The sequence below is a fragment of the Mycobacterium sp. ABE4_509 genome (assembly GCF_056160785.1).
Genome location: NZ_JBSWXU010000004.1, coordinates 64,692 through 81,923 on the forward strand (window position 1 = coordinate 64,692; position 17,232 = coordinate 81,923).

The window sequence follows — 17,232 nt, forward strand, 5'->3', positions numbered from 1 at the left end:
TTCCTGGACGCTCGTCAGTTCATCGGGCGGTGTTGTCGCTCTGCAAAGATTCGAGTGGATTGGTACCCGCAATGCCCGTGTTTAGCGCGCCACCGTCCATGCCGACGGGCGCCAGCACCATGCCGAGACCGTGGTCCAAGGCCTCTTCGAGCGTGTTCAAGACACCGGCCAGTGGAACTCCCGCGGCCGTGGCCGTACTTTCGATCTTGGCCAGGGTCGACTCGTACCTTTCCGTCCCCCACGCCGCTCCCAGGGAGGCCGACAGGTCCAGTGGACCGGGATGACAAACACCTTGGTGTTCTTTGAGCATGGCGACGATCTCGTCGGTGTCGCTGGCCGCCCCTTCGGTCTCCATCATGACCGCTGGAACCGCCCACTTCCTGGTGCCGTTCTCTCCGTAGGTCTCGATGTTCGCCGCCTCAACCGCGCGGAGAAAGTGGCGGGCTTCGTCAGCACCGAGCACCGCTGTGGCTATCAGTCCCGCTACACCCGAGCCGATGAAGGTTCCCACATCCGGATCGAGGGCACTGCCTAAGCGCACGATCACATTGGTATGCCCCCGCAGCGCTTTGATGTGTCTGACGGCTTCGTCGGTAGACCAAGTACCGTGTTCACGTTCGATGGCGACAGCGTTCAGGATTCCGCTATTCGCCAGTTGGAGAGCGTTATTCACACCCGGCGTGGTCAAGGCACCGAACACCACCAGCTCACCGTCCTCCAATGCGCGTCGCACATCGTTGAAGTCGTGGCTGGGGCGCCGAATTGGCATCTCGCGAGGAGACGGCTCGCGTCCTTCTGTCCTGCCTCCCGGCACCCAACTGCGCCATGAGATCTCGTGGGCGGCTGTTTCCGTGATGGTGGTGATGTGCCGATACCCGTTTTCGAATGCACGCAGGATCTGTTCGTCCGTGCTGAAACTTCCCGACAGTACGATTCCGGCCGCTCGAGCGGCATTCTCGATGGCGGAGACCGCCCCTTCCATCTCGAGGTCGAGTTGCTCCTCCGCACAGGATTTCGCGAGTTCTATCCGAATGCCCGCGCGGTCGATTTCGACCATTCGCACGCCGATCTCCTTTAGCGCAGGGAGCTGCTGCAAGACGTCCGGTAGTGCGGGCCTACTGAACGAGAGACCACCGATGAACATGTCGTTGACGGTGTCCATCATCTTGAGCGTGTCCACAAGGGTGTGCTGGGCCAGATTATCCGCTCCCACAGCGCGTTTACCGAGCGGATGCTGTGCCGTGGAAGGTCTGGGGACAGCTTCGGCACTGGGCCGCTCCGGGAAATAGACATCACGAAGTAGCGCGCGTACCGCCTCGGGGCTTTCCGGATTCACGAGCAGTGCACCGAACAACCCCGCCCCAAGAAGCTGCTTGATGTAGGGATCTGATTTTTCAAACCGCATCATTGGAAGAAACGGTGTGCCGCGAGTCTGCGCCGCAAACGCCTGCACGTCTTGCGCGTCTACCGGACGTCCATCCGGCCAACAGCGGTTCATCGTGGCCGTGCCGAACGAATGGTTCTGCGCAACCTCGGCCGATAGCGGGCTGGGACCGTCGAGTTCGATGCTTCTCACGATCACGTCCGAGGAGCCTGCCAACGTCCGCCACACCGCGCCCTTGTCCGCCACGTGAGCCGGGATGGTCAGGAACGTCAGGTTCTCGTACGAGAAGAACTCATACGGTTTGGGTGGTGTCGAATCCAATTGCAGCGCATCCCAGACCGCCGCCGCGTTTTGCTTCTGACCATCGGTCACGAACGCTTCAGCGGCCAAGTCGCGTTGTGTTCGGCCGGTGTGATCTGGGATATCGGCCGCCGCGCCACGGGCGCGCGCCCAGCGGATCTGATCGAGATACCCGGCTGATCCGGTGGCGGCACGCAAAACCGAGTCGTGAAGTGCGGTAAGACCGTTAACCGCAGGCTTGTGGTTGAGGGCCTGCTTCATCGCCTCTGGTGTCATGACCGTTTCAAACCTCTTCAGGATGTCGAGGTGGTTGAACACCGCAGCACGGATAATGGCGTCCACCGCCATCGGGTACATCTCTTCCTTGTCTGGGTCCGCCCCTTTCTCCAGCAGGATGTCCGCGATTTCACGCCGAAGTCGGGCAACCCCCTCGTTGCTGGTAGGACCGGTCACTGCAGCGATGATGGGCGTTTGGAGCAATTCGCCCGCCAAGCGGTTCGGATCGAAATTCGGTTTCTGGGTTGCTTCCTTCAACTCAGCGATAACTCGTGTCACCGTGGCTGAGCGTTCCGGTTCGTCGAGCCTCGCGACCTCAGCCAAACCGGACGTGATTGCGTTCATCACCGTCTCGCTGGCCTGCTGAGCCGGGGTGCCGGCTTCGGGATTGCGTGGGCCGGCGGGGATTGCGACGAGCAGCGCCCTGGTGTCCGCCTGCTTGGCTTCCGTCGTCGCCTTGTCGAACGGCTCCAGGGCGTCAACCAACGCCTGGTTCTGGAACTGACGCCCGAACTGCGTGGCGTTGATCCCACGCACCGTGGTCTCGCTGAAGAGGCGCAGTGTCTCCTCTTCGATATCGGCTCCCTGAGGCAGGATCGCCCCCAGATCCTCCAGAATCGACTTGGCCAGTTCGACGTGCCCGAAGAATGCGGCCTGGAGCAGTGGGGTGTGTCCGTTTACTTCCATGCGTGCATGTAGCTGTTCGGGAGACCTGGACAGCAGTACCCGAGTGCTGGTCACGTCCCCCTTCTGAGCCGAAAGGTGCGGCGCCAGAACATTGGTGCGGTAGTCCGGACGCTGCGGGTCCTTGAGCGGAAGACCAGGATCCACCCTCTTGAGTCCGACTCCCTCCAACAGCAGCATTCTGAGGACTCTGGGGTTGCCCGTTGCGGCAGCCGCCAAGAACAGGTTGAACCCGTCGGGAGCGTAGGCGTTTGGATCACCGCCGGCTCGCAGCCAATCGCGCACCACTTCGTTGTCAACACGTCGCGCGGCCATGAGCGCACCGTTGAGGTCCAGTGGGTCGACGCGTGTGCTCAGATCGAACAATACAAACGGCCGCTGACTCACGAGCTGAGGCCTGCCGTTTTCGTCAGGGCGAAGCGTCCAGATGCGCTCTACGGAGAAGTCGACCGACTTGTCTTGATTCGGTGCCGGGTTCCTTCGATCCGCCCTGAAGCGAATCTTGAGATGCGCATCAATGGTCCCATCCGCGTTCTGCAAGGCAACCAGGCCTTGGACTCTGTGGACCGAGTTGATGAAAGCCTCATCAATCCCTCTGAACCATTGCGGAAAGTCTTCGACAATCAGGCCCCCGTCGAGTTCGATGTTCAATTCGCCCTGTGGTGCCAATACCGCGAGCATGCCGTCGAGGTTTCGTCGGTCCAGATTGTTGAGGTAGCTGACCGCGAATTCGCGAGTTCGTTCCGTGGAAAGCTCGGGGGTGGGATCGGGGGCCTCACGCTGGCAGGAAATGACCCACTGGCCGTCCTGCATACGAGTCAGGTCCCAGACGATACCTAATGTGACGGTGGCCCTAGGATTCTCGTCGGATGCCGGGTTACGAAGATCGACCTCGGAGTGAATCGATAGTCTCGCCTGTGCCGAGTTCGTGGTGAGAAGCGTCGGGTCGAGAGCCACCACCGTGTGCAGCAGGCGGCTGAATGTCGAGGCGATGCTGCGGTACCATTCGCGATAATCGTCTTCGCTCGTCAAAGTGGCGTCAGGCGACAAGACATGGATATTGAAGCCGTTGGGGTCGAGATGGCCGAGCATCGACTCGATGTCACCCTCATCGATTGCCCCGAAGTAGGCCTTGGCCAAGGCGCCAACCTCGCGCGTGAAGACGTCGGCGTCCCATGGAAGTCTTACTGAGTCCGCCTCCAGGTCGGCTCGATCGACCCGGTTGATCTGGCGTCGGCAACTGACTGCTTCCATCGTTTGTTCTTCCTAGAATCCAATTGGGTCTCGCGGGCTGCCTAGGTGTTTGCGGACTGAAAGTAGCCGTGCACACCTTGGGCAATCACCTGTAACAGGAATGGCCCCTTCGAATCCAGCATTGCCTCAATCGCGGGGCCAACCTGCTCCGGCAGTTCGACGTACGCCGACTCGAACACCGGCTGTTGGGTGGCCCGGCTGACGAACCCGCGCACCTGGAATGCCCTGTTCTGATGGACGGGATGCTGGGTGTGAAGCGGCAAAACGCGCCCGGCCGCGAGTTGTTCCTTTTCACTCTCACAGCGGAGTCGAGCATCACGAGCGAAGTTCACGCTGACCAACTCGTATCCACCGTTGTCGATCATGAGATGCTTGACCGGCAGGCTGTCCCGTGCTGCCACGATGAATGTCGCCTCGTTGAAGTCGGCTCCGCCGTCGCCAAACAGCGAGATCACCAGACCATCCGGGGTTGCTGCCTGAAACCCGAGAGACGCCCCGTGGGCTCCCAACGTCGGCCCGGGGGTGCCATAGTAGAAGAGGCCGTGCAGGCCGAGGTGTTGCACGTAGTCCAGGAACGGTTCCGAGCTCGTCAGCGCTTCATCGAATATTGCGACGTTCTCAAGGCTTAGTTTCCCGTTCTCCGCTCTCTTTTTTAGCGCCAGCACCAACTCCTTGGCGATGCGGGCGGGATGGACGGGAGTTTCCTCCATGTGCATTTCGTACTCTGCAATATCACGCTCGAGATCTGCCCGATAACCTCCCGCAATCTGGTCCAAGCGTTCGTTCGCTGCCAGTTGCTGTGCCTGGGTGCGGCGGGTCTCGAGCTGCTGGCCCAGACCGGTCAGTGCGATCCCGACGTTGGCGCAAACGAACACCTCAGCGCGGATGTTGCACCTAGTCCGGTCGGATTCCTCCGGGCTGATGACGATGGCGGGGACTCCGTCCGGCACCCCCGAACACCCATTGGGCCAGACGTTGTTGGGGAATGGGCCGCCGACCACCACGACCGCGTCGGGGTCATACCCGGCGATCTGGCTCGCAACGGCATTCGACTCTCCAAAGGTCAGGTTGCCGCACCAGGCTGGATGGCCGCGGTCGAAAATGGTGCCCGGTGCGTAGCAGGCAACGACATGGGCCCCGGTTAGGCTCGCCAATTTTTCGGCCGCTGTTCTGGCACCAGGCGAACGCCCAACCTCCTGATTGAGCACGAAGACGGGCCGCTGCTTGTCCACCAGCAGCTCTGCTGCCCGACCGATTGCCGCCTCCGTCTCTGCCGTCGGGGTTTCGGAGTTCGTCGTGCCCTTCAAGGGGGGCGTCGCTACCTGGGCAGGAGCGATGTGCTTTATTTCGTTCAGAACGTCCTCATCGAGAATGACCGCGACGGAGCCGTAGGGCTCACTCATCACCGCCGTCATGGCCGCCTGCACTGCAGATACGAGCCCCTCCGGGCCCTCTTCTTCGACGGGGAAATGGACGCTCTTGACCCCTAGTTGTTTGAGCAACCCGGGATAATCGGGGACAGAGTTGTGTCCGCCATACTGCCGAGCCAGTATTCCTGCATCACCTATGACCAGAAGGCATGGTTGGCGCTGGCGAACCAGGAAGTCGAGTCCGGCGGCTCCGTACTTCACACCGACCTGTGCGTGTAGCGCCAGGACCGGAATCCGCTGCGTTCCCTCATCGGCGGCGGCGTTGGCCAAGACCTCGAACCCCGAGGCCATGCAGGTAGCAATGAACTCAGTGGCACCATGAACCAAGCCCTTCAATCCCGTGACGTCCTGTATGGCTTGCCAAATCGGCCCTTCGTTGCTCCCGGTGTTGCCACTCAGGAAGTGGAAGCCGGAGCCGTCTCCGAACGAGGGATGCAAGATGAGCGTCCGAATGACGGCTTCGGCAGCAGTCCCTCGCTTGCCTGCGGGGAAGGCATCCGGGTTCTGGCTCATGGTGCTAGTACTCCGTATCTATTCCGTGAAGTCCACAAGGCTCTGAAACGGTCGGCCCTCCGGGACGCCGTGGGCGCCGAGCAGAACCTTAATATCCAGATCAAGCGCCTCAACTTGGCGGCGAAAGTGTCGGGAAAAGGCCAACCAATAAGGCGGAGGGCCGGGCGGAACGAGACCTGGATTGAATAGGTCCGCATTGAACAGCAGTTTGGCGGTCGGGACATACACGATCAGGTTTTCCGCTGAGTGAGGCGATGAAATCCGGTAGATTTCAATCGCGCCGCCGCCCAAGCTAAGGGCGTTGTCGGCGACGGTCCTTATCGTCGGTCGGCACGCCGTCGTAGCCAGCGTATCGGGGCAAATCGTATGCGGCCGGGCCAGGCATTGAGTCACGAAATTGCGATCGCCTTCTGCCACGATGAGCTCGGCGCCTACGGCAGCGTAGGCTCTAATTCCACCGCTGTGATCGTGGTGGTGATGGGTTAGGACCACATGCGTGATTGGCTTGTCCGGCCACGTTGCGGTGACGGCTTGGATGACCGCCAGCGAGCGATCTTCATGTTGTGGAGGATCGACCACCACCGTCCCCGAGTCTAGGGCGACGGCCAATGAATGGTGGATGCCGCCGCCCATTGTCACGACATCGGGAGTAATGGCATGGGGCACCACCTCGCCAGCATCAAGACGGATCGGCGCGCCCATGGCCAGGGCGCGGTGAATCCACTGTTCGCTGATCAAGCCGCGCTCTGCCACCTCGGGATCGAAGGGTTGAGTCTCGGGCAGGACAAAGGTGTCGTGTTCGAGCGGCGGATTAACCTCCATTCGCTGGCGAGTTTCGCGGTGCATGACCTTTCCCTCCCAGCTCAGCTCCACCTGGTACGGCAAAGCGAGTCCGTCGCGGTGGCGCCAGTCGGAGAACTCCACGACAATTTCGACATCACCGCAGGGAAAGTCGTTTTCTTGAGTAGCAAGGCGGGAAACTTGATTGGAGTTGAGAGCAACGAACAGGTGGATCGGTCGGGGCAATGCGTCGATTTCAACGACCCAGTGAGGAGCGCCGTCGAGGTCTTGGCGGCCGATGTATCGAATGACTTGCTGCCCGGTTTCGCACTGCCGGCGAAGCGCATCCCCCACGAGCAGCTGGGGGTTGAGCAAGTATTGCTGGCGACGAACAGCAGCCAAGCGGTCGGATGTCATAGCGCGCGCCGACGGGGAGGCCAGGGCTAGGTCGGCCGCGGAGATGTATCCTTCATTGTCGACCACGATTTCGTCATAGACGACGTTGGCGGTCAGCGGCTCCAAGATGGCCCGCTGCCACGATAGACGCATCCGGTCGCGGCCCAGGTCGTGGACGGCGACGACGTCAAAATCCGAGGGCCGCAGTGGGGGACCTTCGGGCCGTAGAGCCTGAAGTGGGTCCCATCGTGTTCCGTGTGCCTGTATGCGAAAACTGACCGACCTAGCATCCAGCGAATTCAGGGTCTCGGCGATACCTCTGTGGATATCGTCGTCGTCCGCGCTCAGACCCGCTGAAGTTGACATGGCTGCGTCTCTTCTGGTGAATCACTCTGCTTCGGCGAAGGCTTCTTCGAATTCGTCGACCACCTTGCTCACGTCAATACTGGCCAGCGCGGCACCATCGTCAGGCAGGATCACAAAGTGGTTGCTGCAGATGTGGATGGTGCAGGTACCCTTTTGCATCATGAATCCCCGGATGTGGCCGCCCTGTTTTCTGTCGTCCGACAGAAAGTGCAGATGATACCCTGGGTCGTTAATTCCCCTGAGGTATGGTGGGGCTCGGAATCCAACGATTGTCCCAGATACATCATCTATTTCAAACTGCGCGCAGGACTTTACCACCTCCGCCGTTGGCGGATACGGCTTGCATTGCATCCGCAGGGCATGGGTGTGCATGTGCGAGAACGAACCTTCCACGCGAACGGCGCAAAACACATTCTGGTTTGGCGCTTTTTCGTCAACCGCTTTCTCCAAGGCTCCGAGATCGACGGGTCCACTGAGCGTCCATGTCTCGTCTGGATGAAAACGACATACCGTCGCAAACGGTATGCGGTTGTCAGGTTCAGGTGTATAGACTTTACCGTCGGCCTTGACTTGGTAGATGATGCCGTCCACCATAATCATTTCCCCGTCCATCCGGTCAAATGTGCCAATACCGAAGTCGCCGTGCTCCAGCAATTCCTGGCACGGCAGGTATCCGTCAAACTGCCGCGCAAGCAAGGCACCGAGGATGGATACCTGAGTTACGGTGTCGGTCATCCAATGATTCGTCATGTCCTTGATCCCTCTTCGCCGCGGTTCCAATCGAGCTGTGCTTGCAGAGTACTTCGGCTTCCCGCCTACCGAATTTTGCATGCCATTTCGAGCAACCTCGTTATTCTCCATCTCTCTGCCAGATTTCGGCTTCCAGCCCGACATGGCAAAACTCGATACGGTGGGCTCGGACAATGACGACGCCGTAATTCGGCTTATCCGGGCCCTCGAAGACGACGCGGAGCCTCTCGCTCCAAAACGGCCCGCGAAAAAACTCTCGTCGAACTTCGTGGTCTGTGGTGAATTCCGCGCGTCCCTGGATCTGGAGATACGGCCCCATGTCCGTCAGGTCTGTGATGCCGCACGTCAGGTGTACATCGGGGTTGCTTTCGATCTGAGCGATCTTGCGCGCGTTGCTAAACGAGGGAAACCGGAACGTCAAATCGTCCGAAGCCTCCGTCACCACGTAGCGGACCCACGGCTTGCCGTCCTTCGTGATCGTGGCTAGACCTGCCAGGCGCGGGGCCTGGACGACGTCCAGGATGCGTTGCTTGAGGTTCGGCATCCTTGGATCTCCTCTTTGATCGGACGTAGCGTGGGTTCGAAGGTTCGCCCTAAGTACCGACTACCTGAAATCGCCCATGATGATGGCGGGATTCTGAGCGGCCGACGGCGAGTCCAGAGCGGACACGAACAACACTGGCTCCATTGCCACGCAGGTCTCCGGAACGACCCTCGGCAGCACCGGGCAATCCCTTTTTGCTGCTGCCGGACATGCGGAAATTTGTGACCGGATCATCGACCCGCAACAGCTCTCGCAGCCAGCGGTGCCTGGTCGTCATCGCCATCGCCTTCGCCTTTCATCCGGTGTCTTGTTGACCCGGCGCCGGGTTCGATGCGTCGCCCGGCTACCACCCCCACCGACGCAGCGGCGGTTCCCCATCCAGCACTTCGATGATCTTCTGGCCGGTCAGAACGCTGTCCGGCGTCGACCGGCCGGTGATGAACGGATAGTCGACAATGACACTCGTCGGGTGACCAAAATTGCCGTGGTAAGCGCCGCCCGGTGCGGTCGCGTCGCGCAGGATGAATTCCAGTGGATACGGCGGCGGGCCCATGTTGAAATTGAGAAAACGGCCCCGAGCCTCGACGAACCCGGTGCCGTCCTTGTAGTCGTATTCCAGACAGTGGCCGGTGACGTGCTTGCCGCGGATGATGCTCTGCCGCAGGTTCATGTCACGGGCGAAGGCGAGGCAGGTGACGCCATAGCACTCTGCGCCGATCGGCTTGCCGGCGCCCAGAAAACCGAGAACTAGATCGTGCACCCGCTGGTTGTTGGCGAGATCGACGATCGGCCCGGAGCCGCCGACGATCAGCAGCGCGTCGAATCTCTCGATACCGCGCACCGCCTCCTCGAGATCCCAATTGTAGTGCTCGAGCAGGCGGACGAACTGCGACGAGGCAAAATAGGGCCGCTCCGGGAACCACGCGGCGAGGTTGATCGGACTGTCCAGGCGCTGGCCCTGCTGTGTTGTCGGATCGTCGATTTCCGATGCAAATGCGGCCATTTGGGCGGAGGTGACTGAGCGCTGCAGCGGCGGGTCGAAGTAGTCGGGGTCCATGCTGACCGGGATGCAGTTCGGCCTGCGGCCGGTCGGCGTGCAGAACTCGACCTCGTAGCCGGCCCGGTCGAACTCGCCGAGCGGGCCGACCAACTCCTCGCCCCAGTAACCCCACTCCGACAGCACGATCAGGATCCGACGACTACCGGGCGACGAGGGAACCGAGGCTGGTGCCGATGGCGTCGGCTCTGCCGCCGCAGCCAGTATGCAGTCTCGGATCTCATCCACCAGCCGCTCGGTGCCGACCGGCCGATCCTCGTGCACCGCAGAGGCAGTGGTGACCAGATCTCCGTCGACAACGACATGCTCCCACCAGTTGGTGCCCTGTGGCGCCGGCGCGTACAAGGCGCCGGCGTTCAGCACGTCGGCCAGCACTACGGGGTTGCATGTGACGCGCCGCCCGGCAAGATAGTCAGGCGAGGGCGTCAGGAGCCAGAGTGCGTGACACGGCGCGCCCTTGACAACCCGCCGATTCCGCATCGCTTGGCGGAAGAACTGTACGGCGGGCGCACCGCGGATCATCTCGGCGGCATTCGGACTGGTTGCCGCCTCTTCGTTCCAGCGCAGCCGGATGCTGGTGTAGTTGGCAGCCATGACCACGGCCGCATAGTCATCGACATCGACTGTGGTGAAGTCGATGCTGACGTCGAGGGTTTCCGGGACCTGACCAGCGACCTCAACCTCGCTGACAAACGTCTGCTTCGGCTGGTCCCACAGCCGGGACATCAGGTGCACCTCGGCACCGTAGCTCGCGAAACGTTCCCGGTAGCACTTGATCTCGGCCGGGATGTACTGGCTCTCGATGAGCACGGCGACCTTCTTGCCGGCGAGCGAATGATCAGGCATCCTCTTCTCCCGAACCGCCGCTACGTTCGGCTTGAACTCTCGCTTTGAACTGGACAACGACTTCGACCGTCCCGTCAACGGGGTCGGGCGGCATTGTTCCCGTTGGGATCTGGTACTCGAGCAGATTGGCTGGATCGAGTTCGTTGGTCATGTCCACTCCATTGGCTATGACGCCAACAATCTGCACGCGACCAGGAGGCATGAAGTCGGGGAGGGCATTGATCGACTTCTGCTGCTCGGTACTCCGGAACTTGAAGTGCAGGCAGAAGCTCAGTTCGGAGCCGCAATCGGCCATGACGTAAGTTCTGGTGTAAAGGTGTGCGAGGTAGGCAAGCTCGAAGGCGTGATAGCCGATCGCGTGGCTGCTCTTCATCCCGTATTCGCCCTCGAGGATCGGAAAACCGTCGGCGGTCGTTCGGAAGAAATAGCCTTGGTGCTCTCGATCCAAGAAGTACAGGTTCCAGAACGCAACCGACTCCCGTCCGAGACGGCGGTAGTGCTCATTACCCGTCGCGCCAAAAAGGATCAGATAGGCGAGTATCCCCTGCTCCTGCTGCCAGAAGTCTTTGGTGGACTGCCAGGCGAACTGCGTCGGCATCCCAGAACGGGGATTTCGTTCGACACAATCGAAGACGCCGCCCCGAAGCTTGTCTAGCCCCACCTCGCCCATGTCGTCGGCCAGCTGTTGCGCCACCTCCAGACAGCGATCAGAACGCTTCGTGTAGCTATCCGCATCCTGTGCCTTGCCCTGATCACGCAACCGCTTGGCGCGAACCTGGAAATAGTAGGCGCAGCGCGTCAGGTTCCAAGCGATCTTAAGGTTGTGTCCGACTACCGCACGATCCTGTTGCCACCGATAGGTCAAATCGGGGGTCCAGTCGGCGTGGAACCGCTCGAACACGAAATCTGACTCGGGGTCCGGGAATTTCTCGCAGATGAGCGACGAGGTCTCGTCGAGGATGGTGTTGCAAACGTCCAGCAGCTGCGCCAACGATTGCCGCACCTTGCCTTGCGGCAGTGGATCGATCGACAGGATCAGGTTGACCAGGTACGCCGGGATATGATCGCCAACCGAATTCCAGTTCTTCTTCGACCGATTCTCCGGGGCCGCTACCCTATCGGGGCGCATCGTCGATGGATCGAGGTGCGAGTAGTAGCCGCCCTTGCCCGCGAACCCCTTCTCTGTTGCTTCCGGGGGGTCCCAGAAGAAATCTTGGAACGTAGCGATAGTGCGCCGGATATCCTCCAACACCTCCCAGTCCAGAGTGATCCGGTAGAACTGGGTAAGGCCAGCAAGCGCATAGATCTGCTCGTACAGCGGAATAGTCCCGAAATCATCATCATTGCGCGAATCGAGAAGCAGGAACTCACCTCGGGCGCCCTGCACGCTGCGCCGGCGCCCGTGATACCAAAAGCAATACATGCCGTCATGACTGAGACTGCGGAACGCCCCCCGCAGGTAATCAGCCGCTGCCCGCGCGGCCCTCAGGTAGCGCTCGGCACCGGTCATCATGTAGGCAGAAGAAAGGTCGTACAGCAGCCGCGAAAGGACGGCACATTCCTGGATATTCTTATCCGTCGGTTGGCCGAGAATGTTCAAATTTGTGCGATAGAATTCGGAGAAATCATTGATGCTGTAGTCACGCTTGGCGTCGAAAAGCTGGTCGAGTATGCGATCGGCCATCTGCGTCGCTTGGGTCGGCCACCAATGCGGCTCCTCGAATACATAGCGACCAGTGTCCGAATGCAGTAGGTGAACCGTGCGTGCCTCGAAACGCTCCCGATTCTCGTGCTGCTGATATACCCCTTGTACCGATATCGGACGCGGGCTGGACGCATACTTGTGCAAGTCGTAAAGCACTGGGTTCTCGCTTGAGACGCCGTGCGGCTCCGGGACGCGATTGCGATCGACTTCGTCGAGGTTCGTGACCACCGAATAAGACGTTTCGGGACCGACGAATGCTTTCAGGATGTCACCCGTACGCGCCTCGATCGAAAATGAAGGATCGTCTGCGCTGGGGTCGAAGGACACGATATCGCCAGTGACGGTCAGGATTTGGTTGAAGCTGCTTAAGGGCAACGTTTCCGCCTTTTCCGTTGGCGGGCCAAAACAGCCGGACATTAGCCTATGCAAACAGAACTAGGGGAATTCCGAGATCCCGACCCGCCTATGGCTAACTAGCTAGCCTAGTCATATGTCTAGCGTTGTTTCTTTCTAGCTAACACCCCCCTGCAGTTCGCATCCGTGCCGCTGCGAAGTAGACAAAGTATATGCAAAATTGATTCGTCGATACAAGGCCCTTTGTGGCCGTAGTGACGGTTCCGGCTTCTCCCGTGGTACCGAGGTACGCCAGAAGCCAGGTTGAGGAATCCGCCCGCACGGGGGCCAGGGAGTTTGCCGCACAATCAGGTGACAGCCCTGGCGTCTGTACACGGCCGAATTCCGCGTTCCGCGCCCGCGCGATCGCACTCGTCGGGCTATCCAGGAGGCAGGTCCTCGCACAACGTATCGAATTCGACGCGATCAAAGTCCCGGGAGGAGATCCAGTTCTTCCATTGTTCGCGGCTCATGTTGCGGGTCAGTTTCTCGCACAGCATGGACTTCGTTGGGTGGAGGTCCCACTCCTGGACCGTGCCATCCGACTGGACGGCGATCAACTCTTCGCTGTCGGCGGCAAATGCTAGTCCAACCACCTCTGAGGTTCCGATTAGCGGCGAGCCCAGGCTTTGGCCGCTGTTGGCGTCCCACACGTGCACTGCACCTTCCTCGTCAGCACCGGCCAGCAAGAGGTTGTTGGGACTGAACACCAGCACCTCCGCGGAGTGGCCGGGAATGGTCGGAATCCGGCCGGTGCGGGAAAGTCCGTTGTCGGCGTCCAACACCTCCATCCCCTCGTCAAGGTGGACCATGCTCACCCACTGCCCATTGCGGCTAAACCCCATGGCCGCAATCCCTGTTGTGATGGCGTTGTACACCGGGTCACCGCGCAGCTGGCCATTTTCGATATTCCAAACGGCGAACACCGGATTCCTCTTACCGACGTCGGTGGCCACCCGATCCCCGCGGTAGCTCATGGCCACGGCGTACGGCTCGTAAGGCAACTCCAATGGGTTAAGTTCACGGCGTTCGTCGATGTCCCACATACGCACCAAACGGCCCGTCTTGACTAGTAGACGCTCTCCGTCAGGGCGAAGAAAAATATTTTCCCGCTCCACCTCGATGTCGAGAGTCCATGGGTCGCCGGAGGGTCGGCCTTTGTCGGCGGGCCACACTTGAACCGCGTTTTCGGTGACACTCGTCAGCCGTTTCCCGTTGGCGCTCAACGCCACTACTCGCTCCACAGGGGTAGGGAAGGACGGCGGGTGGGTGATGGATTGTGCGGAGTCTATGTTCCACACCCGTATCGTGCCATCATCCCCGGCGCTGGCCAGCCGGGCAGGATTTGTGGGACTGAACGCCACTGCCCACACGGGACCCCTGTGGCCGGTCAGTCGTTCACCACTTTGGTCTGAACTCTTGGTATTCCATACCCACACATCGCCATCCCGGTCGGCGCTCGCCAGCCGGTCAGGATCGGCGGCACTAAACGCCACTGCCGTTACATCACTGTTGTGGCCGCCGAGTGGATCGCCGAGTGGATCGCCGTTCTCGGAGCTAATCAACCGTACGTTTCCGCCGACTTTGCCGACTTCGCCGATGGCCAGCCGGCTCCCGTCAGGGCTGAAAGTCAAGGAGTAGGCGTTGATGTCTATGACTATTGGTTCGAGGCGTTGGCCAGGCCCGAGGTTCCACACCCGCACCTCCTCGTCGGCTGCAATTGCCAGCCGCTGCAGGTCGGCACTGAACGCCATGTCGACGAACCCGTCCGTGGTGGTTAGTCGCAGTGGATCCCGGACTTGTAGGCGTTTGCGAACGTCCCACACTTGGACCGTGAGGACGTAGCCTTGTCCGGCGTACTCCTCACTCGTGATAGCCAAATGGCTTCCGTCGGGACTGAACGCCGCACCGAACTCACCCGTTGCATCGCCGACGGCGCCCGGAAGTGAGACTACTTGTTCACCGTTGTAGGGGTTCCGCACTCGCACAGTGCCATCCATGCCGATGCTGGCCACTCGGTCTCCGTTACGGCTTAACACCGCCGTTTCCCACGAGTCCACTCGAGGGGGTTTCTCATCATTGGTGGATTCGCCGCTCGCCGCGTTCCACACCTGCACGCTGCCATCGAAGCTGGCGCTGGTCAGCCGATTCCCGTCGCGGCTAAATCCCAAATCGGATATTGGTAGTCCGGCGTCGATGATCTTGCTGGTGGTGTGCCGGAGGCTGACGGCATTGAAGAGCCCGGTGCTCACCGCGTCCGAGGCGGGGGCGATGGCGCCTGCGGCGATGAGTTTGTAGAAAGCTGCAATGTCGCCCCGGTTTTGAGCGAGTATGTCGGCGGCCTCGTTGACGAGACGAGACGTAAGCTCGCGTCGAGCGCTCGACTCTGCATCTTCCGCATGTTCTTCTGCCTGCTTCCTACTGGTATCCGCCTCGAAGTAAAAAAACGAGGAGAAGGCCGTTGCGGCAGCAAGTATCACCACGACGAGCGCGATAGGAATTTTTCTGCACCACCGCAGGTATTGGTCGTGGCGCATGCTGGCACACAGGAACTGTTTTTCCTCGGTGTCGAGGTTGACGCGCGTTTGGAGCTGACGGTGTCGGGTCCACCGTTTGGGCCACAGCCAGCGGTATTGGCGTTTGGCGGTCGGGTTGGGGCCGTGGACGAAGTGGAGCTTTGCGCCGAGACCCTCGACGACCATGGCGAGTTGGCCGCCTTGCAGCAGCGCGCGCTGGTCGTGGTCCGTCGCCCACTTCGCGGCGGCAGTGTTCACCTCGCGACGGGCGCGAATCGCGGTCGCCATCTTGTCGATCTCTTTGGTGAGCGGCGCCCAATTCCGCAGGAAGGCGTCATGGGCTACAGAAACGACGTTGTGCGGCCCCTCCTTATCGGTGACCAACAGCCGCCGGTCGATGAACGGCTGCAGCTTGGCGTCGATGTGGTCAGCGGATTCATCGATGGCGATACGGCGCTTGGCGCGTCTGCCTTGCTCATCGATGGACACCAGATCCAGCAAGGCTTCGATTACCTCGAACTCCGTCGCCCCTGTAGTGCTGCACGCCTCAGACAACGCGTCCTTGGCTTGGTGTTCCAGCGCACCGTCCACACCGCCGATCTCCCCGTAGCGCCGCAGGGTCAACGTGTCGCCGCGATCGGCGTTCTGGGCGAGGTCGCGCAACGCAAACGCCAACAACGGCAACGCCGCGCCATCCTCGGCGTCCTTGAGGAGTTCGCTGACGAGACCGTCCTCGAATTTCAACCCGGCTACCTTGGCAGGTTCTTCGATCACCTCCCGCAGCGCCGTTGGTCCCAGTGGCCAAACCGAGTAGGTCTGCAGATTCAGTTTCGCTAGCACTGGATCCTTGCGCACCGCGTCGAGAAACTCCGTGCGCAACGTGGCCAGAACCTGCACACGCCGCTCACCCAACGCGCGATGAAGCAGTTCCACGAACTGCGTGCGTTCGACCGGGGGTGTTTCCTTGTCGAGGTGAGTGATCAACTCCTCGAACTGATCCACCACGACCAACACCCTGCAACCGTTGTCGCATCCCGCCTCGTGCAGCAGATCGGTCGCAATCTGCGCCAACCCCTCGGGATGATCGCGGCCCAGAATTTCACGAACCGATCGCGTGTCGAAGCCATCAATGCGCCTGCGCCGAGCCCATAAAGCGATCGCCTCGACAAGCCCCTCGACGGGATCGATGCCCGGAACGATCGGCGGGAGAGCCAGCCACTCCTTTCCCTCAGCCACGCGCGGCACAACGCCGGCGCGAACCAGCGACGATTTCCCGCAACCCGACGCTCCCACTACTGTCAAGACCCCCGGATCAGCCTGCCCGCGCAGTCCTTCGGTGATGTCGTTGATCTCCCGGCTACGACCGAAGAACACCTGGCGCTCCTCGCGCTCGAATGTCCGCAACCCGGGGTACGGTGAGTGGTCGTCGCCCCAGGCCTGCCCGCCGCGACCATCAACGGCAATCAACTGCTTCTGCAACCGCACAGACGCAGTGGCGTCGTCCATTTCGACCCACTGCCTGACCTCGAGCAGCTGAAGGATCGCGTGCTGTTGACCGTCCAACAGCTCGCGCTGCTCCTTCGACGGATAAACCGGCCACAGATCCTTGTTCATCCCGCGCGCGGCACCAATTTCGAGGTTGCACCACGTCGACTCCAAGTACGAGGACGACAGCACGCAGATCGCCACATCGGCCTGTCTCATCTGCTCGAACAACTGCGATTGCCAATCGTCACCTGGCACGATCCCGTCCTGCACGTCTTGGTGCAGAAATACCTGGTGTCCGACTAGCCACCTGCGCAGCTCATCCGTCCAACGCACGTCAGCGCCGGAATGACTAATAAAAACCCTGGCCACAAGCAACCCCCCACAGCCGCCAAGGATAAAGCTACATCCACACCCACCCACACCGGCGACGAATTGGCCGGAAAACAGATATTGATCCCACTAGTGGTCCGTCTGCGAATTAGTGCGGTAGTTTGTAGTATGCCTGTTATGACAGCTGCCGCGTTGCCGGTCAGCGATGCCCAGCGTGCGG

General features: G+C 60.7%; 8 protein-coding genes. All 8 read right to left on the minus strand.

The genetic code is table 11. The annotated features are described in order from the left end of the window. Positions 1-19 precede the first annotated feature (19 nt). Positions 20-3,898, minus strand: a complete 3,879-nt coding sequence (locus ACXAID_RS01905) for a hypothetical protein (protein ID WP_475020482.1) — start codon at positions 3,896-3,898, stop codon at positions 20-22. 41 nt (positions 3,899-3,939) lie between these two features. Beyond that, the gene (locus tag ACXAID_RS01910; RefSeq protein ID WP_475020483.1) at positions 3,940-5,841 is read right to left on the minus strand and encodes a thiamine pyrophosphate-dependent enzyme; all 1,902 of its coding nucleotides are present in this window, start codon (positions 5,839-5,841) and stop codon (positions 3,940-3,942) included. 18 nt (positions 5,842-5,859) lie between these two features. Next, positions 5,860-7,143 (minus strand): MBL fold metallo-hydrolase, encoded by a 1,284-nt coding sequence (locus tag ACXAID_RS01915; RefSeq protein WP_475020484.1) that lies wholly within the window; start codon positions 7,141-7,143, stop codon positions 5,860-5,862. 261 nt (positions 7,144-7,404) lie between these two features. Then, positions 7,405-8,118, minus strand: coding sequence for an acetolactate decarboxylase (budA, locus tag ACXAID_RS01920; protein WP_475020485.1), 714 nt, complete (start codon positions 8,116-8,118; stop codon positions 7,405-7,407). A 115-nt stretch (positions 8,119-8,233) separates the two neighbouring features. Next, a complete protein-coding gene (locus ACXAID_RS01925; RefSeq protein ID WP_475020487.1) occupies positions 8,234-8,677 on the minus strand; it encodes a pyridoxamine 5'-phosphate oxidase family protein in 444 nt (147 codons plus the stop codon). Between the two features lie 343 nt (positions 8,678-9,020). Beyond that, positions 9,021-10,580, minus strand: a complete 1,560-nt coding sequence (locus tag ACXAID_RS01930; RefSeq protein ID WP_475020488.1) for a DJ-1/PfpI family protein — start codon at positions 10,578-10,580, stop codon at positions 9,021-9,023. Beyond that, the gene (locus ACXAID_RS01935) at positions 10,573-12,702 is read right to left on the minus strand and encodes an AGE family epimerase/isomerase (protein WP_475020489.1); all 2,130 of its coding nucleotides are present in this window, start codon (positions 12,700-12,702) and stop codon (positions 10,573-10,575) included. The genes ACXAID_RS01930 and ACXAID_RS01935 overlap by 8 nt, the downstream gene beginning before the upstream one ends. 356 nt (positions 12,703-13,058) lie before the next feature. Continuing rightward, complete coding sequence (locus ACXAID_RS01940) at positions 13,059-17,102, minus strand: nSTAND1 domain-containing NTPase (protein ID WP_475020490.1); 4,044 nt, start codon at positions 17,100-17,102, stop codon at positions 13,059-13,061. Between the last annotated feature and the right edge of the window lie 130 nt (positions 17,103-17,232).